This window comes from Lacticaseibacillus mingshuiensis (assembly GCF_016861785.1).
In the GTDB taxonomy this organism is placed as follows: Bacteria; Bacillota; Bacilli; order Lactobacillales; family Lactobacillaceae; genus Lacticaseibacillus; species Lacticaseibacillus mingshuiensis.
Genome location: NZ_BOLS01000006.1, coordinates 84893 through 108783, shown reverse-complemented (window position 1 = coordinate 108783; position 23891 = coordinate 84893). Strand labels below are relative to the sequence as shown.

Sequence of the window (23891 nt, the reverse complement as noted above, 5' to 3'; positions counted from 1 at the left end):
TTTAAAATTCTCGATCACATTTCCCGGCGCCCACTCGCTTAACTATATGTAAGGGGAAGGAAGGTGGCTCCTTACCGACGTCCGAATGAGCATGCCCCAAGTGGAGACTGTTGCATGCATATTCATTCGACTCCATGGGCGGTCGGGGGAAACAACACACCAACAGAACACCTGAATGTACAGCAGGCGTTCAGCACACGCACCATGGGAGTCCGGACTCCCACTAGTCTTTCATCAAACTGTCGTGCAGCCCACCTTCGTTTGCAGGACCAGAGTGCGGCCCAACGTGACATGGACGCCCAACTCTTCGGAGGAGGGAAGGTCATCGACCCTACAAAGCCTATATATCTATCCCCCTGCACCAGCGTCCGATATGGCGGCGACTCAAAGATCCAACAATGATGAAAGGCGCTCGGTTCGCCTCGGCGAGCCAGAAATGTTGCTCTGTCCCCGGCGGCAACGCCATGTCACGCTCTTTGACAGCTGAATAATTTCTACCGGCATCCACACAAATGTCGTGCAGCCCACCTTTGTTTGCAGCACCGGGTATGCGGCCCATCTTGAGAACGACGCCTACTTCTTCGGGAGTGGGAAGGTCACCGAAATTCTAAGCCTACATGACCTAAGCTTACTGCACCAGCAATCGATATGGCGGCGGCATGGATACCAACCAAGTTTCAAAGAGCAATATTTCACACAAGTTGCGACTGGCGAGGGCCTGTCGTTCGCAACTTGTGTGGCCCCTGGTCCGGTCATAGGCCCGAACGGATCTGGGGTACATAGTGAAAGGCGGCTGGCCGGCTACGACGGTGAAGTCGGCACAAAAAAGCCCGGCGCTTTTTCACACCGAGCTGAACAATCGTCACTTTTACGGGATTGGGATCATACGGGGCACTGGTCAGTTGCCTGTCACGAGTCAGTGAAGGCTCGGCAGTGTCACTGGTACTTCCACTGGCAATTTTTCACCTAATTCAAACGTGATCTGGCCGCCTGCCAGCTCGATCAGAGCGGCTTGGACGGTGGCAATCTCGACTTCATCGACTGCGATGGTCACTTGGACTTGGTCGGTGTAGGCGGTGTCGAGTTGAGTGATCGCCTGTTCTTCAAGATAGTGTTGCACGGTGCCGAGCAGGGGGTAGGCTAGTGTGAGCGTCACCGTTTGCTGAATCAGCCGTTTGACTAGGCCAATCGTTGTGACGGCGTTTGAAACACTGCCAGCGTAGGCGCGAATCAGGCCGCCTGCCCCGAGCTTGATGCCGCCAAAATAGCGAGTGGTGATGGCGCTGACGTCATGCACCCCCATTTGCTGGAGGACCCGCAACATGGGCGCGCCTGCTGTGCCGCTGGGTTCGCCGTCATCGCTGGCGTGCTGAATTTCATCCTGATCGCCGAGAAGGTAAACCGGCACATGGTGAGTCGCTTTGGGATGGGCCTTGATCACGGCCGCCAGCGCGTCGGCAGCGTCTTCTCGGCTGGTGATGCGCGTCAACGTGCAGATGAAGCGCGACTTTTTGATGACCTGCTGCGCCTCGCCATTTTTTGCGATGGTCAGGTAGTCATTGGCAGCCATTGCGTAATCTCCTTTCGAGGTGATGACAATGATTTGGGCAGGGATGCAGTTAACGGAAAAAGAGTGTCGTGCAGCCGCCGTTTCTTCTGTCAGTTTAGCACAAGCGACGCAGGTGGCGGGCCTGCAGCAAAATGGGCGGCGCTGGGTCTGTCAGCGATGCGGCGAGCGGCAGTTGCGCGCCTTACCAGCAGGTGGCCAGTATTGTCCCAGTTGTGTCGGCCTCGATCGGATCACGAGTGAGACCACGTTGGTTCGATTCGCCGCACCGCCGATCGCGTGGCGCGGGCAGATGAGCTGGCAGGGGGAACTAACGCCTGCACAACAGGCGGCTCAGCGCGGCGTCCTGGCGTCGGTCGCGGCGGGGCGAGATCATTTGTTGCACGCGGTGACCGGAGCAGGGAAAACTGAGATGCTGTTTGCTGTGGTCGCGGCGGTTTTGCGGCAGGGGCGGCGCGTTGCCTGGGCCACGCCGCGAGTGGATGTGGTGCGGGAGCTTGCCCCGCGGCTGGCCAGCGCGTTTCAAGGCACGCCACTGGTCGCGCGTTATGGCGGGGCGCCTTGGCCCAGTGTGGATGCGCAGTTGGTGGTGCTGACGACGCATCAACTGCTCCGGTATCATCAGGCGTTTGGGCTGATCATCGTGGATGAAGTTGATGCGTTTCCTTACCCGCAGACCCCAATGCTGGCATATGGCGTGCGTCAGGCGGCTAGCGGCCCAGTCGTGTTTCTGACGGCCACGCCTGGAGAGGCCTTGCAGCGCGCCGCCCGCCGCGGTCAGATCGGGGTCAGCCGGCTATTGACGCGGTTTCATGGGGCGCCGCTGCCAGTGCCCCGCCCGCTCATCCGTCGCGGTCGCCGGTGGCCGCATCGCCTAGACAAGGTGATTGTTCGGCGGCTGACTCTGTTGAAAAATGCGGACAGTAAGTTGCTATTGTTCGTCCCGCAGATCGATTGGCTGAAGCCCCTCGTGCGCCAGCTTGTGGCGCTCGGCTGGCAGGCGGCCGGGGTGCACGCAAGCGACCCCGAGCGGGAAGCAAAAGTGTTGGCGTTTCGGCAGGGGCAACTGGATTGTTTGGTGACGACAACGATTCTTGAGCGTGGCGTGACGATTCCGCATTGTGCCGTGCTCGTTCTGGGCGCGGATAGCCCACTATTTTCTGCGGCCGGCTTGATTCAAATGGCCGGGCGGGCTGGTCGAAGCGCGGATTTTCCGGCAGATCCTGTTTATTTTGTTGCGCGCCACTGGACCGCTGATCAGTTGCGGGCCATCGCGACCATTCGCAGAACAAATCGGGGGCGAGCCTGATGCGGTGTTTATTGTGTGCGCAACCTTTGATGGATGATCTTTCACTTGCCGAACTGCTTGGGGGCCATCAGGCACGCTTGCCGCAACTGTGCCGCCGGTGTCAGGCGACTTTTTCGCGGATCGACCAGACGACTTGTTGTCCCGGCTGTGGTCGTGCGCTGCCGGCGCCTGTGCTTTGCACCGATTGTGTGCGCTGGGAGGCGAGGGAAGCCCCGCTGCTGCATCACCGCGCGCTTTTCATTTATGATGAGGTGATGAAGGCCTTTATTCAGTCATATAAGGGCAATGGGGACTACCGCCTGCACAGCGCGTTTGCTGATCTACTGGCGGGACAATTTTCAAAAAACGCGGTGCTGGTGCCATTGACAAGTGAGCCGAGCCATTTGCGCGCGCGCGGGTTTGACCCAGTGCTGGGGTTGTTTGGACGTCTGCGGCTGGCACGGTGGTTGACCAAGGGCGATACGGACCTACCGCAAGCGCAAAAAGACCGCCGCGGCCGCCTTCAAACGGCGCAGAGTTTTTCGGCGACCTTGCCACGTGGGCATGCCCGCATTCGCCACGTGATTCTGCTGGATGATCTCTACACGACCGGGCGGACACTGTATCACGCCCGCAATGCGCTGCGGGACGCCGGGTATCAAGGCCAGATCACGAGCTTTTCGTTGATTCGCTAAAGCAAGTTAAGAAAAACCTCCTTTTTGCAGGATATTATTTGTCTCAGCTCCGGAGGTTCGTTATAATAATGATAGAAGGTTGGAAGGGGTTCCAAGCCCTTCCGACCCGCGCGCCGCATTGTGACGTGCAGGAAAGGGGAGAAGTTTTATGCTGACATACAATGTTCGTGGTGAGAACATCGAGGTCACCGATGCGATTCGTTCTTATGTTGAGAAACGGATCAGTAAGCTCAACAAGTTTTTCGAGAGCTCCGTCGAAGCGACCGCTCATGTGAACCTCAAGGTCTATCCTGATAAAACAGGGAAGGTCGAAGTAACGATTCCGCTGAACTATCTCACGCTTCGCGCTGAGGAAACAAGTCCAGATCTGTATGCAAGCATTGACTTGGTCACCGATAAACTGGAGCGGCAGGTCCGCAAGTTCAAGACCAAGATCAACCGCAAGTCCCGTGAAAAGGGTTTTGCACCGATCGAGGTGACAACGACAACGGACGAGACAGCTGATGCGGCCGACGAAGACAACAGTCTGCAGGTCGTTCGCACCAAGCGGGTCTCACTCAAGCCGATGGATCCACAAGAAGCAATTCTTCAGATGGACATGTTAGGGCATAACTTCTTTATCTTCGAAGATGCTGAGACCAATGGCACCAGCATTGTCTACAAGCGTCGCGATGGCCGTTACGGGCTGATCGAGACCGACGAATAAGCGTCAGCTGCCATCTATCGCCGCAGGTCCAAGTGATCTGCGGCGGTTTTTTGATTCAGGGTGCGAAGCGCGGCGTTTAGGTCTGAGCAGCTAACAGGGGCTGGTGCTTGGGGCGCTTTTAGCCCCGAGTGCCGGACCCAGTTAGATGCCTCAGACCTGCCGCGCGAAGCCCAACTACAGGGCGCTTGGGGCCGGTCTTAGCCCCGAGTGGCTGGGTCAACTAGATGTTTCCACCATGCGCACCGAGGCCCAACTACAAAAGGGTGCGAAGGCCCGCGGGATGGTAGGCAGGCAGTTCAACTTGGGCAATCGATGGCGCACTTGGCTCATTCCCGATCCGCCAGTCAGCTCTGGTCCAATCAGTTGCCGCAAATTCTTGGCAAAGCTGGTCAAGCCCCTGTCATGATGCTAAAATGAATAAGATATTATCGGCCGCAATGGCCATTTCCTGTGACAAGAGAGGAACACACATGCCGAATAACATTTTAAAAACCTGGGTCGAAAGCGACAAGCGTGAGGTCAACCGCCTCGGTAAGATCGCCGATAAGGTCCAGCATTACGAAGACGAATACGCCCAATTGCCAGACGAGACCTTGCAGGCAAAGACGCCTGAGTTCAAGGAGCGCCTCGCAAAAGGGGAGACCCTCGATGATATTTTGCCTGAAGCCTTTGCGGTTGCGCGCGAAGGGGCCAAGCGCGTGCTGGGCTTGTTCCCGTTCCGCGTGCAGATCATCGGCGGCATCACGCTGCATGAAGGCAACATCGCCGAGATGAAGACCGGTGAAGGGAAGACCCTGACCGCGACCATGCCGGTGTATTTGAATGCCTTGGCTGGCAAAGGTGTTCATGTCGTGACTGTCAACGAATACCTGAGCGCTCGTGATGCGACCGAAATGGGCGAGCTGTACAACTGGCTCGGCCTGACCGTTGGGTTGAACACGCACGACAAGACCTCCGATGAAAAACGTGAGGCCTACAATTCGGATATCACCTACTCGACCAACTCTGAGCTTGGGTTCGACTATCTGCGTGACAACATGGTGGTCTACAAACAACAGATGGTGCAGCGTGATCTGAATTTTGCCATCGTCGATGAAGTTGATTCCATCTTGATCGATGAGGCGCGGACGCCATTGATCATTTCCGGCGGGGCCGAAAAATCCACGGGGCTTTACATTCGCGCGGATCGCTTCGTCAAGACGCTCAAAGAAGAAGACGACTACAAGATCGATTGGCCGACCAAGACGATCTCTTTGACCGAGCAGGGAATCACCAAGGCGAATAAGACGTTTGGCCTGAAGAACCTGTACGACACAGAAAATACGGCGCTGACCCATCATTTGGATCAGGCGTTGCGCGCCAACTACATCATGCTCAAGGATATCGACTACATGGTGCAGGAAGGCGAAGTCCTGATCGTCGACCAGTTCACTGGCCGTGCGATGGAGGGGCGGCGCTTCTCCGATGGCTTGCATCAGGCGATCGAGGCCAAGGAAGGCGTTGAGATCCAAGACGAAAACGCCACAATGGCCACCATCACTTATCAGAATTTCTTCCGGATGTACAACAAGCTGGCCGGGATGACCGGGACGGCGAAGACCGAAGAGGAAGAGTTCCGCGAAATTTACAACATGCAGGTCATTTCGATTCCGACGAACAAGCCGGTCATTCGTGTCGATCAGCCGGATATTTTGTACCCGACGCTTGACGCGAAGTTCCGCGCCGTGACGGAAGACATTAAGGAGCGCCACAAAAAAGGCCAGCCGATCTTGGTCGGTACTGTGGCCATCGAGTCTTCCGAGCGGTTGTCCAAGATGCTGGATGATGAAAACATTCCGCACAGTGTTTTGAACGCGAAAAATCATGCCAAGGAAGCCGAGATCATCATGAACGCCGGGCAACGCGGCGCCGTGACCATCGCGACTAACATGGCTGGACGTGGGACCGATATCAAGCTCGGCCCTGGCATCACCGAAGTCGGCGGGCTCGCCGTGATCGGGACCGAACGTCATGAAAGCCGGCGTATCGATAACCAGCTGCGTGGCCGCTCCGGCCGTCAGGGAGATCCGGGTGCGACTCAATTTTACCTGTCGCTGGAAGACGACCTGATGAAGCGGTTCGGTTCTGAACGGATCAAGCAGGTGCTCGACCGTTTTGTCGATAACGACGAAGACCAAGTCATTCGCAGCCGCATGATCTCACGTTCCGTTGAATCGGCGCAAAAGCGTGTTGAAGGGAATAACTACGATACACGTAAGCAGACCTTGCAATATGATGATGTGATGCGTGAACAGCGCGAGGTCATCTACAAGCAGCGCCAGCAAGTGATCAACGCCGAAGAGTCGCTCAAGCCTGTTTTGATGGCAATGATCGACCGCTCGATCACCCGGCTTGTCCAAGCTCACACGAACGGCGACAAGAAGACCTGGGAGCTTGACGCGATCTATGATTACGTCACCACCAACATGGTCGATCCTGAAACCTTCAAGAAGGACCAGTTGCTGGGCCGCTCGCAAGACGAGCTCATCTCGACTTTGATGGACCTGGCGGAGACCAATTACAATGAAAAACTTGGCCAGCTCGGCGATCCCGACCAGATGCTGGAATTTGAAAAAGTCGTGATCTTGCGCGTGGTCGATTCGCTTTGGACCGATCACATCGATGTGCTGGATCAATTGCGGCAAAGTGTTGGCCTGCGTGGTTATGGCCAGATGAACCCGCTGGTCGAATACCAGGAAGAAGCTTACCGGATGTTCGAGGAAATGATCGCGAACATGGACGATGGCGTGACGCGCCTGTTCATGAAGGCGCAGATTCGTCAAAACATTCGTCGTTGATGTCAAAAAAAGCCGGGGCATTTTTGCACACCGGCTTTTTTGACGGGAATCACGCAACTAAGACGACATTCACCAAAATTAAAGGAGCATACCATGGAAACAGCAGAAATTCGCAACACCCTGTCCGCCATGCGGACCAAAATAAATCAATTCAGGGGGTCTCTTTGACCTCGATGCCTTGAACGAACGCATCGCCGAAAATGAAGGGCGAATGGCGGAACCGGGCTTTTGGGATAACTCCGAGACGGCCCAGCAGTTGATCAATGAGAACAACGAGGCCAAGGAAAAACATGACAATTTTATTGCCATGGAAGACGCGCTGGACAACCTGGACGTGACCTTCGAGCTGCTTCAGGAAGAGCCGGATGCGGAGCTTCAAGCGGAGCTCGAGCACGATGCCGTCGCGCTGCAGGAACGGCTGAACAAGTACGACATGACGCTGTTGTTGTCCGGCCCCTATGACCACAACAATGCGATTCTTGAAATTCATCCAGGCGCTGGTGGGACCGAAGCCCAGGATTGGGGCTCGATGCTGCTGCGGATGTATCAACGCTGGGCCGACCAAAACGGCTACAGTGTTGAAGTCGCTGATTACCTCGCAGGGGATGAAGCGGGTATCAAGTCTGTGTCCCTGTTGATCAATGGGGAAAATGCGTACGGCATGTTGCGCAGCGAAAAAGGCGTGCATCGCCTGGTCCGCATCTCGCCATTTGATTCGGCTGGGCGGCGGCATACCAGTTTTGCCTCTGTCGATGTGATGCCGGAGCTCGACAACTCCATTGAAGTTGACCTGCGCCCCGAAGACATCAAGATGGAAGTCTTCCGCTCCAGTGGCGCCGGCGGTCAGCATATCAACAAGACCTCCAGCGCGGTTCGCCTGATTCATATTCCGACTGGCCTTGTTGCGTCGAGTCAGGCACAGCGCAGCCAGTTCCAGAACAAGGCGACTGCGATGGCCATGTTGAAGGCTAAGCTGTACCAATTGGAAGAGGAAAAAAAGCAGGCGGAAACGGCGGCGATCAAGGGTAACCAAATGGACGTGGCGTTTGGCTCCCAGATTCGCTCGTATGTGTTCCACCCGTATACCATGGTCAAAGATCACCGGACCAATTACGAGACCGGCAACGGCCAGGCCGTGATGGACGGTGACCTGAATCCTTTCATTTATGCGTATCTGCAATGGGAGCTCAGCCTCAAGAATCCAAGCTGATGCAACTGTAATCTGGCTGCAACAGCTTTGAAAAAATGGCATGCTATACTGAGCGATAGTCATAAAGAAGGAGCGAAACGATGATTCAAATAGATAAAGTGATGAAACGCTACGACAATGGCGTCATCGCGATCAAGGATCTCAGCCTCAAAGTCGCCCCTGGCGAATTTGTCTATGTGATCGGACCCAGCGGTGCCGGTAAGTCGACGTTCATCAAGATGCTTTACCATGAACTGACCCCAACAAGCGGCACCATGAAGGTCAATGAGTTTGATTTTGCGAAGATGGCCAACAAGGATGTGCCACTGCTGCGGCGCCAGCTCGGCGTGGTTTTCCAGGACTTTAAGTTACTGCCCCGGCTGACTGTTTTTGAAAATGTTGCCTACGCGATGGAGGTCATTGAGACCCCGACCGCCGACATCAAGCCGCGTGTCCTTGAAGTGTTGAAGATGGTGGGGTTGGAGCAGAAAATGCGCCGCTTCCCAAGCGAATTGTCCGGTGGGGAGCAACAGCGTGTTGCGATCGCCCGGGCCATCGTCAACAAGCCAGGCGTCGTGATCGCCGATGAGCCAACAGGGAATCTGGATCCAGATACCTCAAATGGCATTATGGATATTTTGGAAAAAGTCAATCAGCAAGGCACCACGGTGATCATGGCCACACATAACCGTGAACTTGTCGATGAACGTCCGCACCGCCTGCTTGAGATCGCAGGAGGCCGGCTGGTCCGCGATGAGGAAGGAGGCATGTACGGCAATGAAAGCTAGAGTGCTTGGACGTCACGTCAAAGATTCTTTCAAAAGTTTGAAGCGTAATGGCTGGATGACCGTCGCCGCCGTTTCGGCTGTGACCGTGACCTTGCTGTTGGTCGGTATTTTCATGGCGCTGTTGGTCAACGTCAATCGTGTCTCGACTCAGGTCGAAAACGATGTGCGGGTGCGTGTCTACATCGACCGCAACACCAGCAAGACGCAACAGGCAAAGCTGAAAGATGAGCTGACCGACCTGAAGGATGTTAAGAAAGTCACGTTCCGCGCCAAAAAGCAGGAGCTCGACAGCATCGTCTCCAGTTATGGCAGTCAATGGAAAATGTTCTCTGGCGATCAAAATCCGCTGAACGATGTTTTTCTTGTCGACACAGCCAGCCCGCAAGCGACGATCAAGGTGGCCAAGGCGGCTGGCAAGCTCGATAACGTCTCCGAGGCGTCTTACGGCGGCAACACCGCCAAGAAGCTGTTCCGGACAGTGGACTTGATTCAAAAATGGGGTCTCGGCTTCACGATCTTGCTCCTGTTTGTCGCAGTCTTCTTGATCAACAATACCATTCGCATCACCATCCTGTCGCGTGCCGATGAGATCGGCGTCATGCGCTTGGTGGGGGCGACCAACAGCTACATCCGTTGGCCATTCTTGCTGGAAGGGGCCTGGACGGGGTTACTCGGCTCGGTCATTCCGATGCTCGTCGTCGATTTTGGCTACACGTTCTTGTACCCAAGAATGGACCTATCCGCCAGCGGTTACTCGCTGTATCCAGCCATGCCATTCTTACTCTGGCTTGACCTGGCCATGGCAGGGACTGGCATCGTGATCGGTGCGTTGGGCTCAGTCGTGTCCATGCGGCGTTTCCTCAAGATCTGATCAGTCACAGCACGCGTTACTCCGATTGGGGTGGCGCGTGCTTTTTCTTTTGGCGGCGTGGAGGCGCGGAAAAGCAAGAAAGCGAGAAACGACACGCTCCGCACCGTAGTTGGGCTCCGCGCGGCAGGTCTGAGGCATCTGGTTGAGCCAGTCACTCGGGGCTAAGACCAGCCCCAAGCGCCTGGCTCAAACTAACTGCTCAGACCTGGACGCCGCGCTCCGCACCCTTTCGTAGTTGGGCTTCGGTGCGCAGGAGCGGGACATCTAACTGGGCGCGGCACTCGTGGCGAGTACGCCCCAAGCGCCAGGCCCAGGTTAGCTGCTCGCCCCTAAGCGCTCGGTTCCGCATCGTAGTTGGGCTCCGGCCCGCATGGTGGAAACATCTAGGCGACTCAGGCACTCGGTGGCAAGAAGCGCCACCAAGCACCTGAGCCGACCTAGCTGTTCCACCATCCCGCGGGCCTGCGCACCCTGTTACTTTTCATATTCTCTTGCATCCATGCTATACTGAAGATAACGAATGGAAGGGGCGATGGGGATGCGATTGTTCGCCACGTTGCTGGGGCCGATCACGTTGTTGGCGCTGGCAGGGGTGTGGTTTTGGCGCTGGCGCCGGATCCATCATGAAAGACGACTGTTCAAAATGGCGATCGATCAGCATTGGACCCTGTTTTGGGCCGGGTTGATCGGCGGGGTGCTGGCCAGTCTGGTGATCTCGCTTGGTTTATGGCTCTTGCATGTGCACCTGCCGATCGCCGTTTTGGCTTGGTTCACCGCTCTGGATGGCGCGGCGTTTCTGCTGGCGGGCCTCGGGTTTGGCCCTTGGCTCCTCGCGTTTGCCGGCATTGCCGCTTGGGCTGCGGCGCGCTGGTTGCCATGGTCCTGGCTCGCGGTGCCTGCCGTTGGTCACTGGGCGGCTGGTAGTCTAGCGCTGGTCGCGTTGGTGTTTGCGGCTGAGGCGCTGTTGCTTTGGCTCATGGCACCGGCAATCGATGTCCCGAAGATCAAGGACGGCCGGCGCGGCGCCCGCATTGCGTCGTATACGCGGCGCCAGTTTTATTGGTTGCCGCTGCTCGTGACGCTGCCGACGGGGCACTTTGTCTTTTTACCATTGATTTCGGGGGCGGCGTTGACCACACGCAAGCAGTTGCCGACGCAGGCGCTGCGGTTTTGGACCAAGGCCTACGCGATCGGCGGGGCGGTCGTCGCGGGGCTGGCGGGCTGGGCGTATGCGCAACCGGCGCTCAGTCTTTGGCCGCTGGGCATTTCGGCGGCGGTGGGACTGATTGTGGCGCTGGCTTGCCGCTGGGCGGATCAACGCGGCATCAGTTACATCTCACAGACAACGGATGGGGTGCGGCTGGTCGCCATTTTGCCTGACACCCCGGCCAGCAAAATGGGCCTGCAGGCGGGGGATATCGTCTTGAAGGCCAACAACATTCCGGTGGGGAGCAGCGACGCACTGTACGAGGCGCTTCAGGCGCACCCAACTTATTGCCGGTTGCGGGTGCAGCGGCTCGACGGCGCAGTTCGGCTGACCGAAACGGCGATCTTCACCGGCGCCCCTCATGAACTTGGAATGATCACATTTGCGGAGGACAATTGATGAAAAAAATTCTTGTCGTCGACGACGAACCTGCGATCGTGACACTGCTGCAATATAATTTGGAAAAAGAACACTATGCGGTGAGCACTGCAGAAGATGGGGACACGGCGCTGAGTCTGGCGCTGCAAGAGCACTTCGACTTTATTATTTTGGATCTGATGCTGCCCGGGCTCGACGGCTTTGAGGTGACGAAAAAACTGCGCGGGGCGCATGACGCGACGCCAATCATGATCTTGACGGCCAAGGACAGCGAAACGGATAAGATCGTGGGACTCGAATTGGGTGCTGATGATTATGTGACCAAGCCTTTTTCGCCGCGGGAGATCGTGGCGCGCATCAAGGCGATCGAGCGGCGCGTTCAGAATCAGCCAGAGGCGCCGGCCAGCAATGTGCTGACAGTGGGCGCCTTGGTGATCGATCCAGATAACTATAAGGCGACGAAAAATGGGGAGCGGCTGCAGCTCACGCCTAAAGAATTTGAGCTACTGGTGTATTTTGCCAAACGCGTGGGCAAGATTCTGTCCCGCGATGCGCTGTTGAATGGCGTGTGGGGCTTTGAGTACCCCGCCGAAACGCGAATGGTCGACATTCAGGTCAGCCATTTGCGCGATAAGATCGAAGATGATCCCAAGCACTCGAAGTACATCAAGACGGTGCGAGGATTTGGCTATCAAATGGAGGCCCCAAATGACTAAACCGTTTGTGCGCCGCATGATATGGGTCTGCCTGCTTGCGCTCGCAGGCTTTTTCATTATCGTGCGCGGCATTGATACCATTTTGTATGATCAACAGACCGCTCATTTGCAAAGCGTCTATGACACCTGGCACGATCTGGGCGGCGACACGACCCAGACGAAGGTGTTTGCCGAGGATTCGAAAACCACGATCACGGTGCTGGACGGGACGGCGAAAACAACGCGCAACCGCATCGTGCAAAAAGTCGTTGATAATGATCGCACGCGCGCGGGCCACGGCAATCGCGTGGTCGTCAACGGCACCAAAGAACAGGTCTACATCGGGCGCATCGGCGAGGTCTTTATCGGCGTGTGGCAGCCGCAAGCGAGTTTGTGGCGCACCGCGCCGGCTTGGGGCTGGGCCTTCACGGTTGTGTATTGGCTGATCGCAGGCGGCTTTTTGCTGTGGCTGTGGCGCCGGCATCATTACTGGGTCAAGCATCTGGCGCATATGACGGCCAACATTCAACGTATTCGCCACGGGGAACCGGTCACACCGCTGATCTTGACCCCGCACTCGCCATTTTTACCGATGGGCGAGGCCTTGAATTCAGCAAATTCTGCGGTCACGCATCTGCGGCACAAGGTCGCGTTGCGGCAGGCCAGTTTTGACCGGCTGATCGACCACCTGCCTCAAGGGGTGATGCTGATCGATGCGGATCGTCAGGTGATCTTGAGTAATCAGGCGCTGGGGACGTTGATCGGCCATCCCGTTGCCCCGGGGCACCATAATTATCTGGACGATATCAAGACATATGCGCTGGCGCGAATGATCGAGCACACCTTCCGCAAGCAAAAAAATCATCACCGCGAGATCACGCTGATCGCCACGCAAAAAGCGGTGGATGCCAACGTCATCAGCTTGGCGCCCGATGACCAGCATCAGCAGGTCCTTGTGATCTTGTACGATGTCACGTTCCTTCGCCAAGTCGAGCGGATGCAGCTGGATTTTGTCGGCAATGTGTCGCATGAATTGAAGACGCCGGTCACGGCCATCACTGGGTTTGCCGAGACACTGCTCAATGGCGCGATGGACGACGAGGAAGCGCGGGTCAAATTCCTGCAGATCATTTACAACGAAAGCACCCGCCTGACCCAGCTGATCAACGATATTTTGACCCTTAGCCGACCTGAAAATGAGGCGCTCACACTTGAAGCCGTGCAGCCAAAAGCCTTGATCGACGAGGCGATCACCAGCCTGGCCCAGCCGATCGAAGAGAAGCACTTGACGGTCACCAATCAGTTGGCGCCGACGCTGACGATTCGTTCGGATGCGGTGAAGCTCTCGCAGGTCATTCGCAATCTGCTCAACAATGCGGTGTTCTACAATCGCCTTGGCGGGCAGGTCACCATCAGTGCCCAGCCCGATGAAACGGAGCTGATCCTGACCTTCCAGGATACCGGCATTGGCATCGCCGAAAATGATCAGGAGCGAATCTTCGAGCGCTTCTATCGCGTCGATAAGGCCCGCAGTCGGCATAACGGCGGCACCGGGCTTGGCCTGGCGATCGTGGCAGAAATGGTCAAGCAGCTTGGCGGCGAGATCACACTCAAGAGTCAGCTTGGCGTGGGCTCGACATTCACGGTAACGCTACCGGTGAACTGATTGCTTGAACTCGGTTCCTGAACCGAGTCCTTGAATCGGATACTTGTCCAGGCGACATGAATGTCGCGGTTGGCCCGTACGCGTGATGGATTGTCGCGCGCGAACACGGCACGCGGATTGATTTACCGCATTTTTACATTGAGCGCGCTGAACATTTACACAATATTGATAAAATTGGCAGAGTTATCAATACGGAGGATACAACGTGAAAAAACTTTTGGGCTTTTTGGCGCTTTGCGGCCTGCTGGTCTTAACTGCCTGTGGGAGTGGCGCAGGCCGCGGTGAATCGATCACGGCGGTGGGCTCCAGCGCGCTGCAGCCACTGGTGGAAGCGGCGGCGGAGCAATATCAAAGTGAAAACACCGGCGTTTTCATCAATGTCCAAGGCGGCGGCAGTGGCACCGGGTTGTCGCAGATTCAAGAAGGCGCAGTCCAGATCGGCAACTCGGATCTGTTTGCCGAACAGCAGGCGCACATCGATGCCAGCAAGCTGCAAGATCACCGTGTGGCGGTGGTGGGCATCACGCCGATCGCCAACCGCAACGTTGGGGTCAAAGACCTGACTGTGGTCCAGCTCCGGCGTCTTTTCACCGGCGAGATCACCAACTGGAAGCAAGTTGGCGGCAACGACTTGCCGGTCGTGGTCATCAACCGCACGCAAGGCTCCGGCACCAGGGCAACCTTTGAGCGCTGGGTGCTGGGCGACCGCCAGGCGAAACCGGCGCAGGAGCAAGACTCAAGCGGCATGGTGCGCTCGATCGTGGCCAGCACGCCAGGCGCAGTGTCGTATGTCGCGTTCTCTTATGTCGATAAAACGGTGCGCTCACTGTCGCTGGCCGGCGTGCAGCCGACCGACGCGAATGTGACGACCAACGCTTGGCCGATCTGGTCCTATGAACATATGTATACCAAGGGTAAGGCGACCGGCCTGACGAAACGCTTTTTGACCTACATGCTCAGCGACGAGGTTCAAGGGGAACTGGTCAAGGCGATGGGCTACATTCCCATCAGCAAGATGACCGTGACCCGCGACGCAGATGGCAACGTGCAGGCAAACTAGGAGGATGACCATGGATCCAATTCAACAGGCGATGCTGAAAAAATCGCACGCCGCCAAACTCGAGCGGCGCGGGAAACTGATCAGTCTCTTTTGTATCAGCCTGATCGTCGTGGTGGTCTTGGCGATCTTCTTCTTCGTTGCCTCGCGCGGCCTGGCAACCTTTTTCACCAACAAAGTGAACCTTTGGCGCTTCTTGTCGCAGACGACCTGGTCGCCGGCGGTCAAAGACGCCAGTGGCCAGCCGCAAGTGGGGGCACTGCCGATGATCGTCGGTTCGTTTGGCGTGACCCTGTTGTCGGCGGTGATCGCCACGCCGTTTGCGGTGGGCGCCGCGATCTTTATGACTGAGATCGCCCCGAACCTCGGAAAAAAGGTGCTTCAGCCTGTCATCGAACTGCTGGTGGGCATTCCTTCCGTTGTGTATGGTTTCATCGGCTTGTCCGTCGTTGTGCCCTTCATCCGGAATATCTTTGGCGGCACCGGCTTTGGTATTTTGGCCGGGACGTTTGTGCTGTTCGTCATGATCTTGCCGACTGTGACTTCGATGACCGTCGATGCGCTCAAGGCGGTGCCGCGCCATTATCGTGAGGCGAGTCTCGCGCTGGGCGGCACCCGCTGGCAAACGATCTCCCGCGTCGTTTTGCGGGCGGCGATGCCCGGGATCTTGACCGGCATCGTGTTCGGGATGGCGCGCGCGTTTGGTGAAGCGCTGGCGGTGCAGATGGTGATCGGGAACGCGGCGCTTCTGCCGACCAACTTGATCAGCCCGGCTTCGACGTTGACGTCTGTGTTGACCTCTGGCATCGGCAATACCGTGATGGGGTCGCTGGAAAACAATGCGCTATGGTCGCTGGCACTGCTGCTTTTGCTGATGTCGCTGGCCTTTAACCTGCTGATTCGCTGGATCGCTAAGAAAGGGGAGATCAAGTGATGGATGCAAAAAAAATCGATCGGCTGGCCACCACGATTCTCTATTTGATCGCCGGCATCATCGTGATCATTTTGGCGAGCTTGCTGGGCTACATTTTGGTCCGCGGCTTACCGCACATCTCATGGCATTTTCTGACCGCCCCGTCGCAGTCCTTCAAGGCAGGCGGCGGCATCGGCATTCAGCTCTTCAACTCCTTGTATCTGTTGGTGCTGTCGATGCTGATCTCCGTGCCCTTGGCGCTGGGCGCCGGCATTTACCTGGCGGAATACGCCCGTGAAAACAAATTGACGGAGATCATCCGCACTGCCATTGAAATTCTGAGTTCGCTGCCTTCCGTGGTGGTCGGACTGTTTGGCTTTTTGGTCTTCGTGCTGCAGTTCGGTTTCGGCTTTTCGATCTTGTCCGGCGCGCTGGCGCTGACGATGTTCAATTTGCCCCTGTTGACCCGCAACGTTGAAGACTCGCTGCGCCAAGTCAGTTTTGACCAGCGCGAGGCGGGCCTTGCCCTGGGCCTGTCGCGCTGGGAGACCGTGATTCACGTGATCATTCCCGAGGCGTTGCCAGGCATCATCACCGGGATGATTCTCGGCGCCGGGCGCGTATTCGGCGAGGCAGCGGCCTTGATCTATACTGCGGGCCAAAGTGCGCCGGCGCTTGATTTTACCAACTGGAATCCGCTCAACATCGCGAGCCCCCTGAATCCACTGCGGCCGGCCGAAACGCTCGCCGTGCACATTTGGAAGATCAACTCAGAAGGCATTCAGCCTGACGCCGCAGCTGTTTCTGCTGGGGCCAGCGCCGTCTTGATCTTGGCAGTCTTGTTGTTCAACGTGCTGGCACGGGTCATCGGCAACCGCATCTACAAGAAAATGACCGCGGCCTAGGAGGGCTTATGCAAAATTATTCATTAGCAGACACCTACATCAAGCCGCTGGATCCCGCCGAGCACGAGCTGGCGCTTGAGACGAAGAACCTGAAAGTCTTCTATGGCGACCACGAAGCGATTCACGGTGCCTCCTTGCAGTTTGAACGCTACAAGATCACCGCACTGATCGGCGCCAGTGGGTCGGGCAAGTCCACCTTTTTGCGGTCGCTGAACCGAATGAACGACTTGGTCGACAAGGCGCGCGTCACCGGCGAGATCCTGTACCGCGGCCTCGACATCAATAGCGATAAGATCGACGTCTACGAGATGCGGCGGCATATCGGGATGGTTTTTCAACGTCCGAATCCGTTTGCCAAGTCGATCTATGACAACATCACCTTTGCGCCAAGACGGTTTGGCGAGAAGAATAAGAAGGTGCTCGATGAAATGGTCGAGACCAGCCTGAAGCAAGCTGCGTTGTGGGACCAGGTCAAAGACGACCTGAACCAAAGCGGCCTCGCCTTGTCTGGTGGCCAGCAGCAGCGTCTTTGCATCGCCCGGGCGATCGCGATGAAGCCGGATATCTTGTTGCTGGACGAGCCAGCTTCCGCGTTGGATCCAATCTCGACGTCGCAGGTGGAAGACACGTTGCTCGCGCTGAAGGATCACTACACGATCATCATCGTGACGCATAACATGCAACAGGCCGCGCGTATCAGCGATTACACCAGCTTTTTTTACAGCGGCACAGCAATCGAGTTCGATGAGACGCGCAAGATCTTCACGCGCCCGCAGATTCAGGCCACAGAAGATTACGTCTCTGGTCATTTCGGCTAATAAAGGAGTGCCACGATGGCGAAAAAAGAATTAGTGATCACCAGCCGCGACGTCCACTTGTCATATGGCGACTTCGAGGCGTTGAAGGGCATCTCGCTGAATTTTAAAAAAAATCAGATCACCGCGCTGATCGGGCCGTCCGGGTGCGGCAAGTCTACCTACCTGCGCCTGCTCAACCGCATGAATGACCTGATTCCAAACGTCCATATCAGCGGCGAGATCAAGGTGGATGGCCAAGATATTTATGCGAGCGGCGAGGATGTGGTCGCGCTGCGCAAAAAGGTTGGCATGGTGTTTCAGCAGCCGAACCCGTTTCCATTTTCCATTTATGAAAATGTGATCTATGGGCTGCGCCTGGCCGGAGTCAAGGATCGCGCGACCTTGGATCAGGCCGTTGAGACCAGTTTGAAGCAGGCGGCGATCTGGGATGAGGTCAAAGACAAGCTGCATGAAAGTGCGCTGTCGCTTTCTGGCGGTCAGCAGCAGCGTGTTTGCATCGCGCGGGTGCTGGCGGTTCAGCCGGAAGTCATTTTGCTTGACGAGCCAACGTCGGCGCTGGATCCGATCTCCAGCACGCAGATCGAAAATATGCTCTTGGAACTGCGCGACCGCTATACGATAATCATAGTGACGCATAACATGCAGCAGGCGTCCCGCATCTCGGACGAAACGGCCTTTTTCCTGGCGGGGAAGGTGATCGAGATGGACGACACGAAGAAGATCTTTTTGAACCCCAAGGAAAAAGAGACCGAGGACTATATCTCGGGCCGATTTGGTTGATGACGCGACAAAGGGAGGATCCTAACAATGCGGCGGTTGTTTGAAGACGAGCTAAACGAATTGCACACCCGATTTTCGGAAATGGGCATGATGGTCAATGAAGCGATCTACAAGTCCGTCAAGGCGTTTGTCAATCATGACAAGGCACTTGCCCGCGAAGTGATCAGCGAAGACCAGAAGATCAACAAGCGCGAGGTGGATCTCGAAAAACGCAGCTTTGAGATGATCGCGCTTCAGCAGCCGGTCACCACCGACCTGCGCGTGATCGTCACGGTCATGAAGGCCAGCTCAGACCTTGAGCGCATGGGCGACCACGCAGTCTCCATCGCCAAGTCCACGATCCGGGTGAAGGGTGAGACCCGTGTGCCGGAGATCGAAAAAGTGATCGCGGACATGGCGGCGGCGGTCAAAGAAATGGTGGACCAGGTGCTGGATGCCTATGTGCGCGAAGATGCGGACCGGGCCCGGGAAATCGCCGAAGAAGACCACGGCATCAACACATTTTCCAAGGAGATCTATCAGCGCTGTATCCAGATCATGCAGGAAGAGCCTGAAACGATCGTTGGCGCGATGGACTACATGCTGGTCTCTTCCTATTTGGAGCGCATCGGCGACTATGTGACGAACATCTGCGAATGGATTCTCTACCTGCGCACCGGCAAATTGCTGGAACTGAATTCGAATGCGCGCGAGGATGATTTTTAATAGAAGCAGTGAAGCCAAGGACGGAGACGGTTGTTGCCCGGCCGCCGACACTGCGACAAAAGAAGGACTGGGACGCCGTTTTGTCTCAGTTCTTTTTCTTTGCTTCGGCACGCTCGGCTCACGGTGCTTGCGCTGGTCGTTTGACCGCGGCCTAGCTGGACCCGCGGCTCTGGGCCCGGGGCAAAATCAACCTTTGGACCTATGCACAAACCGCTGGGACCAGTCATACTATAGTCACAGTGGTAATCGTAAGAAGACCTGGAGGTAATCCCATGAATGAACGTGAACGTATTTTAGACCTCGTGAAGCAAGGCGTTTTGACCAGTGAAGAAGCGCTGGTCTTGCTGGAAAATCTGGCGAAGGCGCAGGCAACCCCGGCCGCTGACCGGCCTGAAGAAAAGAAGGCCGCGCCAAAGCCGGACCAGGAGCCAAAACATGATGCAGAAGAAGCGGCGCTGACGGCACTCAACACCAAGATCGCCGAAAAATCCGGCTCGCTTGATGCGGCCATTGCGCAACATAAGCGCATTGCAGACAAGATCGCGGCGAATGAGGAACAGATCATCGTGCTCGATACGATGGAGGACCTCGACACCTTAACGGAAGACAAGTATAAGGAACGTGGCGCCCTCAAGAACGAAAATGCGACGCTGAAGGTGCAACTCGACGAACTGGCCGACCAGCAGGACAAGCTCAAGGGCGAGTTGGCTGATCTGAGTCGCCAGCGCCGTGAACTCAACCGCCAGCATTTTACTGACAAAGTGTTCCCGGATGATTGGCAGGATCAAGCAAAAGGCGCAATCAGCGACATTTCAAAGACAGTTGGCGATGCAACGTCGCAGATCTCGTCTTTGGTCAAGCAGACTGTCAGCACCGTTTTGGACAATGTCGACTGGAAAGATGTCACCGTCAAAGTGCCGGGCATCGCAACTGAAAAGTTTACCCATACGTTTGATTTTCCAACTAGCCAAGCGACCATCATTGATGTGAAGGCGGCCAACGGGGACGTGACGTTCCGGCCATGGGACCAAGCTGGGTTCCGCGTGGACGCGACGATCAAGTTGTTTGGCAAAATGGATGCGGAAAGCCCGCTTCAGGCATTCCTCGATCGCAGCCGCATCGATGTCACCGATGATCACTTCATTTTCCAGGTGCCCAACAAGCGCATCCAGGCCGATCTGGTCATCAGTGTGCCAAAGCGCGAGTATGATCACTTCAACGCGCGCCTGCTCAATGGCAGTGTGACGGTCGATGGCCTCAGCGGCAAAGACTTTTACGCCAAGAGCACCAATGGCGACCTGATCTTCAATGGGCTTGAGGCTGTGATGCTCGAGACCGATGGGGTGAACGGCTCGATCAAGATCGTGGGCGGCACGCTTCGCGATGTGATTGCGACCACCGTCAATGGCGATCTGAAGCTGCAAGCCAGCCCGCGGACCGTGGAACTGCAGACGGTCAACGGCACCATTCGCGCGACACTTGCCAGCGACTTCACTTCGCTGCAGGGGTCCAGTGTGAATGGCACGGTCAAGCTGGCGGTGCCGGCAACGGTTGCCGTGAATGGCGAGCTGCGGACGCATTTTGGCACGATCAAGAGCCGGATGGCCGGCGTCGATGCCAAGCCAAAGACCAAGGCGCTGGATCTGGATCGGCCGGGGACTGGTGAGGGTCGCATCAAGTTCACGACCACAAGTGGTAATATTCAATTAAAAGATACCGATTTAGATGATTAAAGGAGTTTGATCGCGATGCCGTTTCTATTGATACCGCTTCTCTTATTTGTCGGCGGCCTGATCTTGATGATGGTGATCATGTTAGGTGTGACCCTGGTACGCGTGCTGTTTTGGCCCGTTGTGCTTGGCCTATTCATCTGGTGGCTGGTCCGCCGCTCAGATCATTCGCCGCGCCACCCCCACGAAGACTGGCAGGACCACCTGCGGCAAAATCAGCATGCGCGTCGTGAAGCCCATCATGTGACGGAAACGACAGTGCACAAGGAAAAACCGGCCGCCAAGCCGGAGCAGCCGACGTCCAGCCAGTCCCACGATGACGACTGGAGTGATTTCTAATGACTTTTCTGCGCAAAGTGGCCTTGACCACGGTCGTCTTTTTAGCCTGGGCCGCCATTTTCCCCCATCAGCTGGTGATCGCCAGCTGGCAGACGGCCGTCCTGGGTGCACTGGTGCTCGGGGTCTTGAATGGGCTTGTCCGGCCGGTGATCAAGCTGTTGTCATTGCCGATCACGATCTTGACGCTGGGCTTGTTCCTGCTGGTGATCAACGGCGCGATGCTCGCTTTGATGGCGGGGCTCGTTGATGGCATCTGGTTCAGCAGCTTCGGCGTGCAGATCGTGATGGCTATTGTCATCAGCTTCGTGAACGCCACATTCGGTGAACCACGCGACTAACGTACATTGAGGTCGAGGCAGCGATGCCTCGGCCTTTTTTGTCGGGGTTGGACTAAGCAAAAAGGCAGGAGAGATTTCCACATGATTCTCCGTAGCGTAATCGGGCTCCGCGGGGCAGGGGCGAGACAAAAGAGGTTTCCATGTTAGCCGTTCCTTCTCAGACAATCAGGGGCCGGCGTTCACCCGCAATCCTCCGCACCGTAGTTGGGCTTCGACCCGCATGGTGGAAACATCTAGGCGTCTCATGCACTCGGTGGCAAGGAGCGCCACCAAGCACCTGAGCCGACCTAGCTGTTCCACCATCCCGCGGGCCTCCGCACCCTTTTATAGTTGGGCTCCGCGCGGCAGGTCTGAGGCATCTAGTCGGCCTGATCGCCCGATGGCCAAGTGCGCCATCAACCGCCCAGGCCGAGCTAGCTGCTCAGACCTGAACGCCGCGCTCCGCACCGTAGTTGGGCTCCGGCCCGCATGGTGGAAACATCTAGGCGTCTCATGCACTCGGTGGCAAGGAGCGCCACCAAGCACCTGATCCGACCTAGCCGTTCCACCATCCCGCGGGCCTCCGCACCCTGCCCCTGTTAACTTCTGCTGAGTGATGATAAACTGGGAGTAACTATGTGAAAGTCGGGTGACATGATGGCAGATAGCATCACTGTACGACAGCTGGTCGAAAAGACCCACCTTGATGTCTTTAGCGGCGGCGACTACCTGGATGAACGGCAGATCGTTGTCAGCGATATTTCGCGGCCAGGCCTCGAGCTGACCGGTTATTTCAATTACTATCCGCATGAACGCATTCAATTATTTGGTCGGACTGAAAGTGCCTTTGCGCGCAACATGACGTCTGCGGAGCGCCTCTTGATTATGAAGCGCATGGCCACGGAAGACACGCCGGCGTTTTTGGTCTCACGCGGCATCGCGCCGCTGGATGAAATGGTGGCGGCGGCTGATGCTGCCCATGTGCCAGTGCTGGGGTCAAAATTGCCAACGACGCGCCTGTCCAGTTTGATCACCGAGTATCTGGATGGGCAGTTAGCCGAGCGCCAAAGCATGCACGGCGTCCTGGTCGATCTGTACGGGCTGGGGGTCATGATCACCGGTGACAGTGGGGTCGGCAAGTCCGAAACAGCGCTTGAATTGATTCAGCGTGGTCATCGTCTGATCGCCGATGACCGTGTCGATGTCTACCAGCAAGATGAACAGACGATCATCGGCGAGGCGCCGGCCATTTTGTCGCATTTGCTGGAGATTCGCGGGCTGGGCATCATCGATGTCATGAATCTGTTTGGCGCGGGCGCGGTTCGCAGCAACGTTCGCGTCGACTTGATCGTGCATCTGGAAAATTGGACGCCGGACAAGCAATTTGACCGGTTAGGCTCCGGTGAGCAGAGTCAAATGATCTTTGACGTTGCGGTGCCGAAGATCATCATCCCAGTCAAGGTCGGCCGCAACTTGGCCAGCATCATTGAAGTGGCCGCGATGAATTTCCGTGCCAAGTCGATGGGCTTTGACGCGACCAAGACATTTGAAGACAACTTGAACAAGTTGATCAAATCCAATTCGAAAGAGGGCTGACAGATGATTGGTGCATTAAATCCGATTGCCCTTCACCTCGGGGGCCTCGAAATTCACTGGTACGGCGTGATCATCGCCATGGCAGTCCTGATCGCGGTGACTCTGGCGATGAAAGAGGCGACCGCGCGTGGCGTCAACGAAGACCATATTTTAAACTTGGTGCTGTGGGCCTTGCCCTTTGCCCTGATCGGGGCACGCCTGTATTACGTGATGTTTGAATGGGGCTATTACGTCAAACATCCGGCCGAGATCATTGCTATCTGGAAAGGCGGTATTGCGATCTATGGGGCCTTGATTGCCGCGGTGATCGTTTTTCTGGTGTACTGCCATTATAAGTGGCTCTCGCCGTGGCTGATCTTCGACATCGCCGCGCCGACTGTGATGCTGGCGCAGGCGATCGGTCGCTGGGGCAATTTTATGAACCAAGAGGCTTTTGGCGCCAAGACGACATTGACGTACTTGCGCGGATTGCATCTGCCAGAATTTATCATTCAGCAGATGAACATCAACGGCGCCTTTCGCCAGCCAACGTTCTTGTATGAATCGATGTGGAATCTTGTCGGGTTTGTTTTGATCATGAGCATCCGGCATCACAAACACTGGTTCAAGCAAGGCGAGATCTTCTTGAGCTATGTGATGTGGTACAGTTTTGGCCGGTTCTTCGTCGAAGGCATGCGAACCGACAGCCTCTATTTGGCGGCTGGCCTACGCGTGTCGCAACTGCTGTCCATCGTGTTGTTCGTCGTCGCGCTGGGCATTTTCATCTGGCGGCGCAAGAAGCAAGACGAGCCATGGTACCTGGAAGGCAATACATTGAAAGCATTGAATAATTAGGAGTGATCTT

The 23891-nt window shown here is 56.4% G+C and carries 22 protein-coding genes; 21 read left to right on the top strand and 1 reads right to left on the bottom strand.

Translation table 11 applies throughout. From position 1 onward, the window contains the following. Positions 1–916: 916 nt before the first annotated feature. Positions 917–1570: a YigZ family protein gene (locus tag JUE67_RS05370; protein WP_203627666.1), complete on the bottom strand. Its 654-nt coding sequence runs from the start codon at positions 1568–1570 to the stop codon at positions 917–919. A 22-nt stretch (positions 1571–1592) separates the two neighbouring features. On the opposite strand from JUE67_RS05370, the gene JUE67_RS05365 reads away from it, so the two are divergent. The 21 genes from JUE67_RS05365 (at position 1593) to lgt (ending at position 23881) form a co-directional block, all read left to right on the top strand. Continuing rightward, positions 1593–2876, top strand: a complete 1284-nt coding sequence (locus JUE67_RS05365) for a helicase-related protein (protein WP_225877933.1) — start codon at positions 1593–1595, stop codon at positions 2874–2876. Positions 2877–2905: 29 nt separating this feature from the next. After that, positions 2906–3550 carry a ComF family protein gene (locus JUE67_RS05360; RefSeq protein WP_236002623.1) on the top strand — a complete coding sequence of 215 codons (645 nt, stop codon included), beginning with the start codon at positions 2906–2908 and terminating at the stop codon, positions 3548–3550. 148 nt (positions 3551–3698) lie between these two features. Then, on the top strand, positions 3699–4256 hold the full coding sequence (gene hpf, locus JUE67_RS05355) for a ribosome hibernation-promoting factor, HPF/YfiA family (protein WP_203627665.1): 558 nt from the start codon (positions 3699–3701) through the stop codon (positions 4254–4256). Between the two features lie 470 nt (positions 4257–4726). Beyond that, positions 4727–7093, top strand: coding sequence for a preprotein translocase subunit SecA (secA, locus tag JUE67_RS05350; RefSeq protein WP_203627660.1), 2367 nt, complete (start codon positions 4727–4729; stop codon positions 7091–7093). A gap of 93 nt (positions 7094–7186) precedes the next feature. Beyond that, positions 7187–8303, top strand: a protein-coding gene (gene prfB, locus JUE67_RS05345; protein ID WP_203627652.1) for a peptide chain release factor 2 whose coding sequence is annotated in 2 segments (ribosomal slippage) — positions 7187–7258 and positions 7260–8303 — 1116 coding nt in all. Because the reading frame shifts where the segments join, the coding sequence is not laid out codon by codon here. An 80-nt stretch (positions 8304–8383) separates the two neighbouring features. Further along, complete coding sequence (gene ftsE / locus JUE67_RS05340; RefSeq protein WP_125698316.1) at positions 8384–9070, top strand: cell division ATP-binding protein FtsE; 687 nt, start codon at positions 8384–8386, stop codon at positions 9068–9070. Continuing rightward, the gene (gene ftsX / locus JUE67_RS05335) at positions 9060–9941 is read left to right on the top strand and encodes a permease-like cell division protein FtsX (protein WP_125698314.1); all 882 of its coding nucleotides are present in this window, start codon (positions 9060–9062) and stop codon (positions 9939–9941) included. The genes ftsE and ftsX overlap by 11 nt, the downstream gene beginning before the upstream one ends. Before the next feature lie 520 nt (positions 9942–10461). Continuing rightward, complete coding sequence (locus JUE67_RS05330) at positions 10462–11547, top strand: PDZ domain-containing protein (protein WP_203637045.1); 1086 nt, start codon at positions 10462–10464, stop codon at positions 11545–11547. Continuing rightward, positions 11547–12242: a response regulator transcription factor gene (locus JUE67_RS05325; protein ID WP_125698310.1), complete on the top strand. Its 696-nt coding sequence runs from the start codon at positions 11547–11549 to the stop codon at positions 12240–12242. The genes JUE67_RS05330 and JUE67_RS05325 overlap by 1 nt, the downstream gene beginning before the upstream one ends. Next, on the top strand, positions 12235–13887 hold the full coding sequence (gene pnpS / locus JUE67_RS05320) for a two-component system histidine kinase PnpS (RefSeq protein ID WP_203627648.1): 1653 nt from the start codon (positions 12235–12237) through the stop codon (positions 13885–13887). Before JUE67_RS05325 ends, pnpS begins: the two co-directional genes overlap by 8 nt. 205 nt (positions 13888–14092) lie before the next feature. Continuing rightward, positions 14093–14947: a phosphate ABC transporter substrate-binding protein PstS family protein gene (locus JUE67_RS05315; protein WP_203627641.1), complete on the top strand. Its 855-nt coding sequence runs from the start codon at positions 14093–14095 to the stop codon at positions 14945–14947. A gap of 10 nt (positions 14948–14957) precedes the next feature. Next, the gene (gene pstC, locus JUE67_RS05310; RefSeq protein ID WP_203637044.1) at positions 14958–15878 is read left to right on the top strand and encodes a phosphate ABC transporter permease subunit PstC; all 921 of its coding nucleotides are present in this window, start codon (positions 14958–14960) and stop codon (positions 15876–15878) included. Then, positions 15878–16762, top strand: coding sequence for a phosphate ABC transporter permease PstA (gene pstA, locus JUE67_RS05305; protein WP_203627639.1), 885 nt, complete (start codon positions 15878–15880; stop codon positions 16760–16762). Before pstC ends, pstA begins: the two co-directional genes overlap by 1 nt. A gap of 8 nt (positions 16763–16770) precedes the next feature. Then, positions 16771–17580: a phosphate ABC transporter ATP-binding protein PstB gene (gene pstB, locus JUE67_RS05300; RefSeq protein WP_125698300.1), complete on the top strand. Its 810-nt coding sequence runs from the start codon at positions 16771–16773 to the stop codon at positions 17578–17580. A 15-nt stretch (positions 17581–17595) separates the two neighbouring features. Beyond that, on the top strand, positions 17596–18360 hold the full coding sequence (pstB, locus tag JUE67_RS05295) for a phosphate ABC transporter ATP-binding protein PstB (protein WP_203627637.1): 765 nt from the start codon (positions 17596–17598) through the stop codon (positions 18358–18360). Between the two features lie 27 nt (positions 18361–18387). Next, positions 18388–19065 (top strand): phosphate signaling complex protein PhoU, encoded by a 678-nt coding sequence (gene phoU, locus JUE67_RS05290; RefSeq protein WP_203627635.1) that lies wholly within the window; start codon positions 18388–18390, stop codon positions 19063–19065. Between the two features lie 272 nt (positions 19066–19337). Then, positions 19338–20798, top strand: a complete 1461-nt coding sequence (liaX, locus tag JUE67_RS05285) for a daptomycin-sensing surface protein LiaX (RefSeq protein ID WP_203627633.1) — start codon at positions 19338–19340, stop codon at positions 20796–20798. A 15-nt stretch (positions 20799–20813) separates the two neighbouring features. Next, positions 20814–21134, top strand: coding sequence for a hypothetical protein (locus JUE67_RS05280; protein ID WP_125697058.1), 321 nt, complete (start codon positions 20814–20816; stop codon positions 21132–21134). Then, positions 21134–21472, top strand: a complete 339-nt coding sequence (locus JUE67_RS05275; RefSeq protein ID WP_125697057.1) for a phage holin family protein — start codon at positions 21134–21136, stop codon at positions 21470–21472. The genes JUE67_RS05280 and JUE67_RS05275 overlap by 1 nt, the downstream gene beginning before the upstream one ends. Before the next feature lie 636 nt (positions 21473–22108). Then, positions 22109–23047 (top strand): HPr(Ser) kinase/phosphatase, encoded by a 939-nt coding sequence (gene hprK, locus JUE67_RS05270; protein ID WP_203627731.1) that lies wholly within the window; start codon positions 22109–22111, stop codon positions 23045–23047. A 3-nt stretch (positions 23048–23050) separates the two neighbouring features. Beyond that, complete coding sequence (gene lgt / locus JUE67_RS05265; RefSeq protein ID WP_203627620.1) at positions 23051–23881, top strand: prolipoprotein diacylglyceryl transferase; 831 nt, start codon at positions 23051–23053, stop codon at positions 23879–23881. Positions 23882–23891 lie beyond the last annotated feature (10 nt).